General features: G+C 41.4%; 10 protein-coding genes. All 10 read left to right on the forward strand.

From position 1 onward, the window contains the following. The first annotated feature begins 136 nt into the window (after positions 1–136). Entirely contained in the window at positions 137–1,423 is a 1,287-nt protein-coding gene (locus PU629_RS04840; protein ID WP_275283150.1) for a Gfo/Idh/MocA family oxidoreductase, read from the forward strand. A 312-nt stretch (positions 1,424–1,735) separates the two neighbouring features. Beyond that, entirely contained in the window at positions 1,736–2,698 is a 963-nt protein-coding gene (locus PU629_RS04845) for an ABC transporter permease (protein WP_481900502.1), read from the forward strand. Between the two features lie 13 nt (positions 2,699–2,711). Further along, the gene (locus PU629_RS04850; protein ID WP_275283151.1) at positions 2,712–3,596 is read left to right on the forward strand and encodes a carbohydrate ABC transporter permease; all 885 of its coding nucleotides are present in this window, start codon (positions 2,712–2,714) and stop codon (positions 3,594–3,596) included. 56 nt (positions 3,597–3,652) lie between these two features. Further along, positions 3,653–5,197, forward strand: a complete 1,545-nt coding sequence (locus tag PU629_RS04855; protein WP_275283152.1) for an extracellular solute-binding protein — start codon at positions 3,653–3,655, stop codon at positions 5,195–5,197. A gap of 147 nt (positions 5,198–5,344) precedes the next feature. Further along, positions 5,345–6,901, forward strand: coding sequence for an extracellular solute-binding protein (locus PU629_RS04860; RefSeq protein WP_275283153.1), 1,557 nt, complete (start codon positions 5,345–5,347; stop codon positions 6,899–6,901). 281 nt (positions 6,902–7,182) lie between these two features. Continuing rightward, a complete protein-coding gene (locus PU629_RS04865; protein ID WP_275283154.1) occupies positions 7,183–9,774 on the forward strand; it encodes an exo-rhamnogalacturonan lyase family protein in 2,592 nt (863 codons plus the stop codon). Between the two features lie 7 nt (positions 9,775–9,781). Beyond that, complete coding sequence (locus tag PU629_RS04870) at positions 9,782–10,549, forward strand: rhamnogalacturonan acetylesterase (protein WP_275283155.1); 768 nt, start codon at positions 9,782–9,784, stop codon at positions 10,547–10,549. Continuing rightward, positions 10,506–11,198, forward strand: coding sequence for a DUF1961 family protein (locus tag PU629_RS04875; RefSeq protein WP_275283156.1), 693 nt, complete (start codon positions 10,506–10,508; stop codon positions 11,196–11,198). The genes PU629_RS04870 and PU629_RS04875 overlap by 44 nt, the downstream gene beginning before the upstream one ends. 91 nt (positions 11,199–11,289) lie before the next feature. Then, positions 11,290–12,540 carry a hypothetical protein gene (locus PU629_RS04880; RefSeq protein ID WP_481900474.1) on the forward strand — a complete coding sequence of 417 codons (1,251 nt, stop codon included), beginning with the start codon at positions 11,290–11,292 and terminating at the stop codon, positions 12,538–12,540. Between the two features lie 40 nt (positions 12,541–12,580). Beyond that, on the forward strand, positions 12,581–15,052 hold the full coding sequence (locus PU629_RS04885; protein ID WP_343076306.1) for a glycosylhydrolase-like jelly roll fold domain-containing protein: 2,472 nt from the start codon (positions 12,581–12,583) through the stop codon (positions 15,050–15,052). The last annotated feature ends 10 nt before the right edge of the window (positions 15,053–15,062 follow it).

Genomic DNA, 15,062 nt, shown 5'->3' on the forward strand with positions numbered 1-15,062 from the left:
ACGTAATCCATTAAATCGATAATAATGAAAGCGCTTATTAGAAAAACGATAGGTTTTGTGAGGTTCTAACATTCGGAATAATCTATTTTTATTTTAAAATTTATTTGAGTATTCAAAAAAACAGGAGGTTAGGGAATTGAATAAGAAAACTTACGTACAGGTTGGAATTGGTGGTCGAGCAGAATTTTATTGGAGTGCCATTGTGCGTGATTTTAGAGATACATCGGAGTTGTTAGCATTCTGTGATGTCAATCAGACAAGGATGGACTACGCTAATCACTTACTCGAGACCAAATACTCTTCTAAAACCATTCCAACTTATAGAGCTCATGATTTTGAAAAAATGATACACGAATTAAATCCGGATGTGGTCATTGTCACTTCGATTGATCGTACCCACCACAAATACATAATAAAAGCGATGGAACTCGGTTGTGATGTCATTACGGAAAAACCAATGACGGTGGATGAGGAAAAAAGTCAAGCTATTCTAGATACGGTTAAACGAACAAGGAGAAACCTTCGAGTAACGTTTAATTATCGTTACGCGCCTCATAATACCAAAATTAGAGAGCTCATTGCGAATGGAACGATTGGAGAGGTCACGTCTGTTCACTTTGAATGGTTATTAAATACACTTCATGGAGCCGACTATTTTAGAAGATGGCATCGGGATAAGCGAAATAGCGGAGGGTTACTTGTCCATAAATCAACCCATCATTTTGATCTGGTGAATTTTTGGTTAGGCTCTTATCCTGATACCGTATTAGCTATGGGAGATCTCAGGTTTTATGGGAGGGAAAACGCTGAGAATCGCGGTGAAACCTCGTTTTATCAAAGGGCGTATGGGAGCGAACAAGCAAAAGATGACCATTTTGCCCTCCATCTAGAAGAAAACCCACATTTAAAGGCCATGTACCTTGATGCAGAGAAAGAGGATGGCTACCAGCGCGACCAAAGCGTATTTGGTGACGGAATTAGTATTGAAGACACATTATCTTTAATCGCAAAGTACAAAAACAAAACCATGTTAACGTATTCCCTTCATGCTTATGCGCCATGGGAAGGCTTTAATGTGGTGTTTAATGGGACAAAGGGACGGATTGAAGCCAAAATTGTAGAAAACTCTTATGTGAATTCTGGCGGGGATAAAGCGCTTGAGGGAGCGGTATCGTCTAAGGAAATTACCGTTCACCCAATGATTGGTAAACCATATGAGGTTGAGATTGACGAAGGAAATGGGGGACATGGTGGCGGAGATCCGATCTTGCTTAATGATATTTTTGGTGAGCCAATAGAGGACCGTTTCAATCGTGCAGCCACACATGTTGATGGCGTACGTTCTATTCTTACAGGTATAGCCGGGAATATTTCTATGAAAACAGGGTTACCGGTGAAACTGGATACTCTTGTGGACTTTTAATTTAATTTTGTCTTAATTAGTCCGAATTAGGGACAGGCCCTCCAATTGATAACAACAGACATGGCTCATAAAGTCATGTCTGTTGTTTAAATAATTTACGAGTTTTTTGTAATTTTAGAAAAAATACGGTTTTTCGTATTGCTAAAAAATAAAATACAATATATCATATATAATATAGTTTTGAAGAGAAAGAAAACATTGAAAATGGGACAAGTCGTTATTGTATGTGTGTCTTACTATGATCTGCTAGTTGTTATTGTTTATGAAAGCGTTGCCTAAAAGGGGAAGAGAGGAGATCGATTAGTGAGAAATATAAACTCAGATGTAGGAGTTGCTGGCGAAGTCGTCGCTAGTCCAAAGGTCAAAACGAAATCTCGATTGCTTCAACGGTTAAAAAGAGATATATGGATGTATGTCTTAATAGCTCCAGGGGTACTCTACTTTCTTATTTTTAAGTACTTGCCGATGTGGGGGGTTCTCATTGCTTTTCAGGACTATCAGCCTTTCCTAGGTTTCTTACACAGTAAATGGGTCGGAATCGCCAATTTTAAAGAATTCTTTATCAGCCCTGATTTTATGAGGTTGTTCGCAAACACACTCATTCTTTCCTTTTTGAACTTGGTGCTTGTATTTCCGATACCGGTCGTTGTTGCTTTAATGTTGAATGAGATTAGAGTCTCTCTATTAAAAAGAGGCATTCAGACGATGGTTTATGTCCCTCATTTTATTTCGATGGTTGTCGTTACGAGTATGACTTATGTCTTTTTCACAACTGGGGGAGGTTACATTAATGAATTAGTACAAAATGTAACCGGTCACACGATACCGTTTTTAACAAGTGTTCATTGGTTCAGGCCTATAATTATCATTCAAACCGTGTGGCAAACAACGGGATGGAGTACCATTATTGTTTTGGCGGCCTTAACGGGTGTCAATCCAGAATTATATGAAGCAGCTGTAGTAGATGGGGCTGGCAGATGGAAACAGTTATGGCATATTACACTTCCCGCTATTCGCAGCACCATCGTCATTTTGTTGATTCTTCGCTTAGGCCATTTCTTGGATAACGGCTTTGAACAGATCTATCTCATGAGTAACTCTTTGAACCGATCTGTCGCAGATGTGTTTGATACTTATGTCTATTATATAGGTTTGACGAATGGCGAGTTCAGTTTTGCTACAGCGGTCGGTCTATTTAAATCAGTTATCTCAATTATTCTCGTCGTGGGAGCAAACAAATTAGCTAAAAGGTTTGGTCAAGAAGGAATCTATTAAAGGAGGAGCTAAGATGCGCAAATGGAATACGCCAGGCGGTGTCATTTTTGATAGTTTTAATTACATTATTTTAATAGCGTTTGCATTGTGTACAGTACTGCCATTTATCTACATCATTGCAGGCTCCTTCTCAACCGATCAGGAGCTTCAAACAAGAGCTTTCTTTCTTATTCCGAAGACATTCTCATTAGATGCCTACAAATATATTTTCTCAAACGGGGCTTTAATTAAAAGTATTGGCGTTTCGATTTATATTACCGTTGTTGGAACGATTGTTAATCTATTTTTCACCATGACGATGGCTTATCCACTGTCAAGAAAGACGTTATGGGGAAGAAATCGCATTTTAGGTCTAGTCATTTTTTCGATGCTTTTTAGTGGTGGAATGATCCCAACTTACATGGTCGTAAAGGATTTAGGTTTGCTAAATTCTTACTGGTCTCTCATGCTTCCAGGGGCGATCAGCGCGTTTAACTTAATTATTGTGAAGAACTTCTTTCAAGAGTTGCCACAGGAATTGGAAGATGCGGCAAAGATTGATGGTTGTAATGAGATTGGAATTTTATGGAGAATCTATTTACCTCTTTCAAAACCGATCATTGCGACTTTTGCTCTGTTTTATGCGGTTGGGCATTGGAATGACTTCATGGGACCTTTGCTTTACATAAATGATCCGCAAAAATGGCCATTGCAAGTTATTTTGCGGCAGGTTGTTGAGCTCTCTCAAGCCGCAACAGTCAGTGACACAAACCGATTGGATCCTAACTTTGTCACACCGCCTGCTCAGACCGTAAAAATGGCAACGATTGCAGTTGGAACGATCCCAATTCTCATTGTCTATCCATTCTTACAAAAGTACTTCACCAAGGGGGTGCTGCTAGGATCAGTTAAGAGCTAATTTTGGTGATTCGGTTAAAATCAAATTATTTAAAAGGATTAGGGGGAAACGTGCAAATGAATCGACCTATGAAAAAATCATTATCTATTCTTTTTTCAGCAAGTTTACTTGCAGGCGCATTGACTGCTTGCGGTAATGCAAAAGATACCAGTTCGAATGCCGATAGTAAGGGACCAATGAAATTAACCATTATGATGCCGTCTTTTGATCAGAACTTAGCAACCGATAATAGTCCCATTGTAAAGAAGCTTGATAAAGAGACGAATACTAAAATTCACCTTCAATGGGTGCCAAATGATAGTTATCCAGACAAGTTCAACGTGACTTTAGCCTCTGGTAATTTACCCGATATCATGGTCCTCGAATCTATGAATGGTGGATTTGCAAAAGCGGCAGAAGCCGGCGAGTTCTGGGATCTGGGACCTTATCTAAAGGATTATCCTAACTTATCGAAACTAAACCCAATTGTTGAACAAAACGCATCCGTTAACGGTACTTTGTATGGTATTCCAAGACTAAGAGCATTAGGAAGAAATGGACTACTAATTAGACAAGATTGGTTAAAAAAATTGGGTTTACAAGAACCTAAGACTATCGATGATTTTTATAATATCTTAAAAGCGTTTAAAAACGATGATCCAGATGGCGACGGCAAAAATGATACTTATGGAATGACGATTTCTCAATTTAACGGACCTTGGGATGTTATGCAAACCTGGTTTGGCGTTCCCAATCAGTGGGGCAAAGCATCGGATGGATCACTCAAACCATACTTTGAGTTTCCGCAATACCAAACAGCTCTTGATTTCTTCAAGAAACTGTATGATGAAAAATTAATCAATCAGGATTTTGCGGCCATGCCATCCTCAAAATGGTATGACGACATTGAAGCTGATAAGTCGGGTGTGATTGTTGATGTGGCCGACTCCGCTCACAGAATTGAAGATAAAATTGATACAGCTAAATTTGGAGCTAATGCTACAACAGAGCAAAAAGAATCCAAAACGTTTATGACGGTTCTTGGCGGGGTTGCTGGACCAGATGGGCAAAAGCATTATCTTCCAACCGATGGATATAGCGGGGAACTTGTCATTCCAAAAACAACAGTAAAGACGGAAGCTCAATTGAAAAAAGTGCTTAAGTTTTTAAATCAACTTAACGATAAAGATCTTCAAGTTTTACTAGGCAATGGTATTGAAGGGAAGCAATATACGCTTGATGATAATGGCTATGCTGTACCATCAACTGACCAAGGCGTAGTTGGCGACCTTCATGACTTGAACCAAATGCTGATGTTCTTGCCAGAAGATAAAACGATTAAAACAGCTCCTTCCCCATTAACAGAAAAAGAAACTAAAGTTCAAAATGATAATGAGCAATATGTTGTAGCGAACCCTGCAGCTGGTCTATTATCACAAACTTATGCTCAAAAAGGAGCACAGCTCGATCAAATTATAACAGATGCTCGTGTTAAATATATCTCAGGTCAGATTGATAAAGCCGGTTTACAAGATGCGATTAAACAATGGAAAGCCCAAGGTGGGGATCAATATACGAAAGAAATCAATGATCTCTATAAAAAAGAACAAAGCAAGAAATAATCTCTTTAGGTAGTCTTGTTTACCTGAAAAGGAATAGAATTGGGCGTTTCCTATTCTTTGCCCAATTCTATTCCTATACATAAAAAAACAAAATAGATGGATGTCTCGAGAGAATTCGTTTTTATTCTTCACATTAGGAGGAAAAAAATGAATAATGGTTCTGCAAAAACGCAAAAAATCCTGGCCATTATGTTCTCTAGTGTTTTAACTTTGGGAGTTTTGGGAGGCTGCGGCCCAAGTGAAGCAACATCAAATTCCTCAAATGCTGCCAGCCTCAATTCTGGACCGATGAAGCTAAGTATCATGATGCCTTCATTTGACCCAGATCTTGCAACTGATGATAGTCCTGTAGTTAAAAAACTTGATAAAAACACAAACACAGATATTCATCTTCAATGGGTGCCAAGTGATAGTTATCAAGACAAATTCAATGTCATGCTAGCCTCAGGAAATTTACCAGACATCATGGTCGTTGCTGATCAAACAAATCCTGCTTTTGTCAAAGCGGCTGAAGCGGGTCAGTTCTGGGATGTGGGGCCGTATCTCAAAGACTATAAAAATTTAAGCCAACTTAGTTCAGTTGTTAAGCAAAATGCCTCAATCAATGGACATCTATACGGGGTTCCGCGTCTTAGACCTCTAGGACGAAATGGAGTAGCTATTCGAAAGGATTGGCTTAATAACTTAGGCTTACAAGAACCTAAAACGATTGATGACTTTTATAATGTATTGAAAGCGTTTAAAAATGGTGATCCGGATAAAGACGGAAAGAACGACACGTATGGTCTAACCGTATTCCAAGACACCGGAGCTTGGACTGATATGGAAGCTTGGTTTGGTGTCCCTAATCAATGGGGGAAAACGGCTGATGGGTCTTTAAAGCCTTACTTTGAATTTCCGCAATACCAAACTGCTCTGGATTTTTTCAAAAAGCTATATGATGAAAGATTAATTAATCAAGATTTTGCCGCTCTTCCAGGCTCGAAAGCACTTGATGACATTGAATCCGGCAAATCAGGTGTTGATGTCGGTGTCATTGATGACGCGCACAGAATCGAGCTCGCTCTGGATCAAAAAGTTTATGGCACAAATGCCACGATTGAACAACAAGAAAAGAAGACTTATATGACGGCACTTGGTGGAGTTGCTGGACCAGACGGATTGAAAATTATGCCTACATCCGGACTTGCCGGATTACTCGCTATTCCAAAAACGTCAGTTAAGACAGTAACACAATTGAAACAAGTTCTTAAGTTCTTAGATGAGCTAAATGACAAAGATAATCAAGTTCTTTTATATAACGGTATTGAAGGTCAACAATATACGTTACAAGACGGATATGCTGTCTTTTCAACAGATCAAAAGAAAATGAAACAGATCCATGATATCAATCAAATGCAAATGTTCTTGCCGAAAGACGAGTCCATCCAATTATATCAAACGCCTTTGCGCAAAAAAGAGAATCAGATTGAGATTGATGATGAACAAATTGTTGTTGTGAATCCAGCGGCTGGATTAATTTCTCAAACCTATCAGCAACGGGGGGCCCAACTCGACCAAATTATTAACGATGCGATGATTCAGTATATATCTGGTCAAATTGATAAATCGGGTCTTCAAGATGCTGTAAAGCAATGGAAAGTGCAAGGCGGAGATCAAGTGGTTAAGGAAATCAATGATCTCTATCAAAAGGAACAAAATTAACCGTGTCATTATAATCGAATGGCTCTTTTCTAAAAGATTGTTACTATTTGATAAAAAATAGGTGGAAATAGGCGAGGCTCCTGCAGAATAGCAAGTCAGGTGAGACCCCGCAGGCTTATTTTACCGAGGAGGCTCACGGATTGCCTGCGGAAAGTGAGCTTATTGGAGTCTAAAAAAACAACAAAGTTTACGAAAACAGCCAATCAAATAGAATCGAGCTGTGTCCTCATAGCTCGATTCTATTATTTGAAACCTTAATTTAAAAAAAGGAGGTGCTTTTAATGACGGATCAAAAAGGGATTACCTTAAAGTGGCTAGAGAAGGGCTCTAATGGTGCAACAGGCGTGACTTGGGGGGTTCCCTGGAAACAAGGCGTTTTAGATAGAAAAGAAGAGTTGGTGCTGACCGATAGTAAGGGTGACCAGTTGCCCATTCAGACTTGGCCTACTGCTTTTTGGCCGGATGGCAGTGTCAAATGGACCGCTCATGCTGCCTCACTTGAGTATGTGCCAGATGAAGTTCTTCAAATCCATACAGGTGAAGCACACACACATGACCGTTCTTTAAAAGTGACGGAATCCGAAGAATACGTAGAAGTTGACACAGGAGAGATGGTTTGTTGTTTGAACAAAAAAGGGAGTTCTTTCTTTCAATCGATTAAGCAAGGTGGCAACACCGTGTGCAGTGGAAGCCACTTAATTCTGATAAAAGAAGAGTACAGTCAAACAACTGGTCAACGTGTTTATAAAGAAGAGGACTTTATAAGTGATATTTCAAAAGTAACTGTTGAACAAGAGGGGCCTATACGCTGCACAATTAAGGTGGAGGGCAGACATCGCAGAGTGAATGGCGGTCGTGCATGGATTCCATTTACTTTGCGTTTTTATTTTTATGTCAACCAAGCATCGATTAAGCTGGTGCACACCTTTATGTATGATGGCAATCCTCACGATGATTTTATTAAGGGCATCGGGATGTCCTTCGCTATTCCGATGGCAGGACCTCTCTATAACCGTCATGTTCGCTTGGCTGGTGATACTGGGTTCTTTAGTGAATCACCAAAAAATTTAGCGACACAGCGTACAGTTGGTAAATATAATGAGCTGTTTAAACAACAACTGTCAGGAGAACGCGTAAGTTTTGACGAAGAGGAAGACCGTTATTTTTTAAATATCCTTGATGATGCGGCTGTGTGGGACCGTTTTAAGTTGGTCCAACAGTCGGCAGATAGTTATACCATTTCCAAACGAACTAAGGAAGGGTGTAGCTGGTTAAATGCCGTAACGGGTCAACGTGCTGAAGGTCTTCTCTATGCTGGAAGCGAAAATGGGGGTCTTGCAGTTGGCTTTAGACATTTTTGGCAAAAGCATCCTTCATCATTAGAGGTGAGCGGAATGGCGGAGGATAGGGCTGAAATGAAAATCTGGTTTTGGTCGCCAAATGGAGAGGCGATGGATCTGCGCCATTACGATACAGAAACCCACTTAATCTCCTCCTATGAAGGCTTTGAAGAAATGCGCAGTACGCCTTATGGGATTGCCAATTCGAGTGAGCTCATGATCCATTGTTTTACACAGACCCCATCACAAAATGAGTTAAAAGATTTGATTCACCAGAAGGAAAATCCACCAATCTTAGTCTGTACGCCTAATTATTATCATGAAGTCAAGGCGTTCGGGGCTTGGAGTCTTGAGAACCGTGAGACAAAGGCGCTTGAGCAAATTGAAGAGCAATTGGATGCCGCTTTTGATTTTTATCAAAATGAGGTTGAACAACGCCGCTGGTATGGCTTCTGGAACTATGGGGACGTCATGCATACCTATGATTCGACTCGCCACACTTGGCGATATGATATTGGTGGCTTTGCCTGGCAAAACACGGAATTGGTTCCTAATATGTGGCTTTGGTATATGTTTTTAAGATCTGGCAGAGCGGATGTCTTTCGAATGGCAGAGGCTATGACGAGGCATACAAGCGAAGTCGATGTGTATCATTCTGGAGAATATGCGGGATTGGGTTCGCGCCATAATGTCGTTCACTGGGGCTGCGGGTGTAAAGAAGCGAGAATATCAATGGCCGGACTGCATCGTTTTTATTACTACCTAACTGCCGACGAACGGATTGGGGACATTATGGATGAAGTGATCGATGCCGATTATACAACGGTTCATATGGATCCGATGCGCGCTTATTTTCCAAAGGATGAGTTTCCTACTCACACGAGGGTAGGTCCTGATTGGGCAGCCTTTGTTTCAAACTGGATGACACGGTGGGAACGTTACGAGGATACGGACTATCGCGATAAAATTTTGACAGGTATTGAATGCTTGAAAAACATGCCGTTGAAAATGAAAGCTCTTGCTACCTATGGTTACGATCCTAAAAGCGGACAAATTTTTGATATGGGTGAGTTTTCCGGTGGGCACCTGGCGATTTGTATGGGCGAGCCTCAAGTATGGATTGAGCTTGCAGGGCTCATAAACGACCCTGAGTGGGAAGAGATGCTGATCGAAATTGGTGAGTTTTACAATCTTCCAAGAGAAGAGAAAGCCCAACTTACAGGAGTCGACTTTAATAAAGGCAGTTATTCTTGGCCGATGTTTTCCACTGGAATCACCGCCTATGCCGCAATGAAGCGACAAAACGAGCAGCTCGCTGAGTTAGCATGGGACATTCTTTTGAAGGACCGGGCTGGCAGCAGTTCCATGTCAGAATCTCTCCAGTCTGTTGAAGAAAACGAGTTTGTGAGACCTATTAAAGAAATTCCATGGGTTACAACGAATACGGTCTCCCAGTGGACCTTAAATGCGATTATGTGTCTAGAGTTTATTGGAAAATCTTTGAGCACTGAAAAGGAAGTTACACAGGGGTGAGAGGACATTGAGCCAATCAGAAAGGCCACTTACACTTTTTCTTGCAGGGGATTCAACGGTCGCGGATTATCCTGATCACCAGGCGCCGATGGCAGGTTGGGGGCAAATGCTAGGAAACGACTGTTCTGATCAACTTGTTATTCGGAATTTCTCCTTATGTGGAAAGAGCTCCAAAAGCTTTATTGAGGAAGGGTATTTTCAGAAGATGATGGATGAAGTCAAGGAAGGGGATTACCTTCTGATTCAGTTCGGTCATAACGATGAAAAGGCTGAAGGGACAAAGCCATTTACCTCCTTTAAGGGATATTTGACCCGTTATATCGAAGCCGCACGAGACAAAGGGGCGACTCCCATTTTGCTAACTCCTGTTCAGCGCCGCCATTTCGACGAAACTAATAAATTGCTTCAGACCCACGGTGACTACCCGGATGCCGTGAGAGAACTGGCAGAGGAGCAAATGGTGCCTTTGATTGATTTAACAATCAAAACAAATGAATGGCTAGAAAAATTAGGACCTGGACCATCAAAATCACAATTTGTTTGGTTTGGCCCGAATGAACATCCAAATTACCCAGAAGGTATTCAGGATAACACGCATTTTCATCAACGCGGGGCGAGAGCTGTTGCCAAGCTTGTGGCGGAAGGACTGCTTGAGACAGGGCTCCCTTTGACCAAATGGCTGAAAATAGAGGAACTAGTTCATGAAGAACCAGAAGGAGGTAAAAAGGATAATGATGATCGGGGAGAATCATTTTCATTACTCTTTGAGTTATAGCAATCCGCTCCAATCAGAAGAAGATGTTAAAGCATTTAGGCTTGAGGGAGAGGCGGCGATAACCTTTCCCTTAAATAGGATGCGAATGGAGAATAAGTTGGATCCTGCGGAGGGACAAAAATCCAATTTTGTCTATTGGTGTCCTGAGGAATTCCCTTCAAATATAGCGGTTACTTGGGATTTTTGGCCGATTGCTGAACCGGGTCTTTGCATCCTCTTTTTTGCGGCAAAAGGTAGACAGGGAGAGGATTTATTTGAATCCCGTTTAAAAAAGCGTCATGGAATCTATGATGAGTATCATCACGGCGATATGGATGCTTTTCATGTCTCCTATTTCCGTAGAAAAGAACCGGATGAACGAACCTTCCATACTTGTAATTTACGGAAAAGCTATGGCTTTCATTTGGTTACTCAAGGGGCAGACCCCATTCCGTCTGTCCATGATGCAAAAGGTCCCTATTCTATTGAATTGCTGAAGTATGAAGGGATGGTTACTTTTTCCATTAATGGATTGACTGTTTTTAGCTGGGAGGACGATGGGCAAACTTATGGCCCCCTTCTTTCAGGAGGAAAAATTGGGTTTCGTCAAACCTCTCCGCTAATTGCGGAGTATGCCAACTTGAAAGTTTATGAAATAAGTAAGAAATAGGATTTGCTGCAAGAGGACTCGTCTCTCGTTAACAAATTGTCTTCGAAAAACGACTCCTCACTATGCCCTTAAAATGATTTCAAAGGATGTCATGAAAATGGAACCGATCTTGTTAAGAAAACTGGATATAAGTGATGCCGGGTTGCGCACTAAAATGCTAGTTGGTGATTTAGACAGTGATGGCCGTATGGAACTATTAATGGTTCAAGCCAATGGAGGAATTGATGACCGCTATGTCCCTCATCAGGTTCAATGCTTAACCGCCTATGATTTAGAGGGACGTCTCCTTTGGCAAAGAGGAACGCCTGATCCAGAAGCAGGGGGGCCAGGTTCGGATTATCCGGCACAAATCTATGACATTGATGGAGATGGAAACAATGAGATTTTGTGTGTCATGGAGAAGAAATTCAGAATAATAGAGGGGGCTACTGGTGCAATCAAAAAGGAGTATGATTTGCCGGACCCTGAGGCACATGATTGCATAATTATCGCGAATCTCTCTGGAAATAACTTCCCGCAAGATATCATCTTGAAAAATCGCTACCACAAAATGTGGGCTTTAGATAATGCCTTTAATTTATTGTGGACTTATGAAGGAAATATCGGTCATTATCCTTGGGTTTATGATTTTAATCAGGATGGTCGAGATGAGGTTATGGCCGGCTATGATTTTTTAACAGCTGATGGAGAAAAGCTTTGGTCCTGTCAAAAATTAGAGGACCATGCTGATTGTATTTTGGTTGCGGATGTCGATGGCTCGGGAAATAGGCGGCTCATCATTGGCGGTAGTGTGACAGTCATGTATGACTCTAATGGAAAAGAGTGCTGGCGCTACGAGGGTTCAATCGAATCACAGCATGTTGCTGTTGGAAAATTCAGAGGCGATCTGCCCGGACTGCAAATTGCGGGTCTGGACCGGATTATTCGCGGGCATGGCGGAAATCAAAATGGCAAAGATGGATTGTTCCTTTTAGATGCTAACGGAAAAGAGCTTTGCAAAGAGGATCGACAAACAAAGGGCTGGCTGACAATCATTGAAACGATCCGTCACTGGGACTCTAATGATCTTGATTATATATTGGCTTATAGAAGAGGGGACGGTGTTCTCCCTGGTCTCTACGATGGTTTCCTAAATCCCATTGTGACATTTCCGGTTGACGGTTATGTTGGGCATGCCGATCTATTAGGAAGAGGCGAAGAACAAGTGATTATTTATAATCACGAAACAGCCTGGATCTTCTCTAGAAAGGATGGCGACCTTAGTAAGCCTTCATCAAAGGGAGTCCTCCCTCAAAGCAAGAGGCTTTATAACTCCACCCTTTATCCTGGTTGTGAGTATTAAGGAAGTTGAATTAACGACTTAAGTTTTGTGAGGTGATGAAGTGGACCGTCTGAAAAGAGAGTTTTTGGATCCATCAAATGAGTATTCTGCGATGCCGTTTTGGTTTTGGAATGATGATCTATCTAATGAAGAAATCATACGACAAATCCATGACTTTCACTCAAAAGAAATTCATGGATTTGTCCTGCATCCTCGCCTAGGTTTACCAAAATCAATCCCTTATTTATCAGAAAAATTCATGGGTTTTGTTGAGACGGCGGTGACTGTTGCTGCAAAGCTTGGGATGCAAGTCATTCTCTATGATGAAGCGATGTATCCTTCAAGCTCAGCTAATGGGCTTGTGGTGAAGAAGAATCCCGAATATGCAAGCCGCGGTTTGAGAATGGTTGAAGTTCCTTGCCGCGAAGGACAAAACAGAATCTTATTTGATGATTTATCACAAGGCGAAACCCTTTTATCCATTCAAGCTATTAATAAAATAGGCGATGAGATTCAAGCAGAAAAGACCGTTGTTTTAATTCCTGAAGAGATGACGGCTGAATTTACTAAACCTGATGCGGGTGACTGGTCCATTGTCGCTTTTATTGAGACGTTCACAATGGGGACGATCAGAGGCATTCACTGGGGGCAAGACGACGGTGAACCTGATGCGCCACGCTCAGCAGACTTGCTTAACCCGGATGCTGTTCGCAGTTTCATAGAATTGACCCATGAAAAATATTATGAACGATTAGCGGACCATTTTGGCAAAACCATTATAGCCATGTTCACGGATGAGCCTGATTTGCTCGGAAGAAACCATCTTAAGGGGCTAATGCCTTGGACACCCGGTTTCATGGAAGATTTTATTCAGAGTGGTCTTCATGAAACGAACCTCCCACTCCTTTGGTTTTCGGGACTCGAGGGGGCGTCCGACAGTGTCCGGAAAAAGTATCATGATGCGGTTCGGAAACGATTAACCGCCACTTTCTATAAGCCGCTTTCTGATTGGTGCGCCTATCATGGCATTGCTTTAACCGGTCATCCGGCAGAAAGCGATGACATTGGTCTTCTTGATTACTTTCAAATCCCTGGGCAAGATGTCGTGTGGCGGTTTATTGCCCCTGAGGATAATTTAGGTGTAAAAGGTTACCACAGCACGCTTGGAAAATGTTCTGCTGATGCGGCTAGACATCGCGGGAGAAGAAGGAACCTGAATGAAGTTTTTGGTGTGTGTTCTAAACTCAAAGGCTGGGATCTGACAGCGGATGAAATGAAGTGGTATTTAGATTGGTTGTTCGTCAGGGGAGTGAATCTAATTACACCTCACGCTTTTTACTATTCGATCAGGAATGAACGCCGTAATGAGCGTCCGCCTGATGTTGGTCCGAATAACATTTGGTGGAGCGATTATGCGCTTTTTTCTAGATATATCAAACGCATGAGCTGGCTTATGACCGATAGTACAAACCAGACAGAAGTGGCGGTTCTTGCACAGGAAGCTTTCTTACCTTGGAAATCCGTTCAACCTTTGTTTGAAAATCAAATTGAGTTTAATTACTTAGAAGAAGCTTTATTAAAATCAAATACAAAGCTAGTAGAAGGCAAGCTTCACATTATGAATCAAACTTACTCTATTGTGATCATTGAAGGTGGCTCCCGTTTTGACAGTCAGACATGGAAAACCCTGCAAACATTTATAGAACAAGGCGGAACCGTTCTTCAGATCGAAGAAGAAAACTCGAGAAATCAAGTCGAGATTGGACAAATCAAGGTTTCTTCGGAACAAAGTTTACCAGGCAGGATTAATCAAGTTCTTCAACTTAAGACCCGTCTTACTCCTGCTTCTTCTTCTTTAAGAATGAGCCATCTGGTTAAGGGAAATGTCCATTATTATGTATTGGTTAATGAGGGGGAAATGGATTACAAAGGGAGTTTCTTTTCAGAAATTCAAGGGAAGACAGAAGTTTGGTACCCATGGACAGGGGACATCGAACCAGCGGTTACATATGAGCAGGGGAAAGGAAACGCTATTGAAGTCTTCGTTCATCGCCGTGAAGCGATTTTAATTGCAATTGATCCTTCACAGGAGCAAGCAGTGATCCCTGTCGCAAAACAGGTCAGGTGTAAAACAGAAGATCTCTCATTTGGCTTTCAGCTCGAAGCCATACCTGGCAACACATTTAGAGCCATTAATCAATTGTTGCCATGGAATCAATGGGATGGAATGACTTATTTCTCTGGAACCTTAACTTATGTAAAAGAATTTGTGGTTGAGCATCTTGAAGATTATTCCAAGATCGAAATTGACTTAGGCGAGGTCTATGAAATGGCACGTGTCTGGATCAACGGTATGGAGGTTGGGGTGCAAATGTGGGCACCCTACAAGTTTTCCATTAAAGAATACTTAATAACGGGGACTAATCAAGTCAAAATGGCAGTTACGAACAGTTTAGCCAATCGTTATGATCACGTTTCTTTACCATCAGGGTTAGCCGGTCCAGTTAGTTTAAATTATTTTAAACAGAAATAAGGTAAACGAA

Source organism: Pullulanibacillus sp. KACC 23026, from assembly GCF_029094525.1.
Classification (GTDB): Bacteria; Bacillota; Bacilli; order Bacillales; family Sporolactobacillaceae; genus KACC-23026.

Excerpts from the sequence above, each read along its gene's own strand:
- PU629_RS04850 (WP_275283151.1), top strand. The coding sequence starts at position 2,712 with ATGCGCAAATGGAATACGCCAGGCGGTGTCATTTTTGATAGTTTTAAT.
- PU629_RS04855 (WP_275283152.1), top strand. The coding sequence starts at position 3,653 with ATGAATCGACCTATGAAAAAATCATTATCTATTCTTTTTTCAGCAAGT.
- PU629_RS04860 (WP_275283153.1), top strand. The coding sequence starts at position 5,345 with ATGAATAATGGTTCTGCAAAAACGCAAAAAATCCTGGCCATTATGTTC.
- PU629_RS04875 (WP_275283156.1), top strand. The coding sequence starts at position 10,506 with ATGATGATCGGGGAGAATCATTTTCATTACTCTTTGAGTTATAGCAAT.
- PU629_RS04865 (WP_275283154.1), top strand. The coding sequence starts at position 7,183 with ATGACGGATCAAAAAGGGATTACCTTAAAGTGGCTAGAGAAGGGCTCT.
- PU629_RS04880 (WP_481900474.1), top strand. The coding sequence starts at position 11,290 with ATGAAAATGGAACCGATCTTGTTAAGAAAACTGGATATAAGTGATGCC.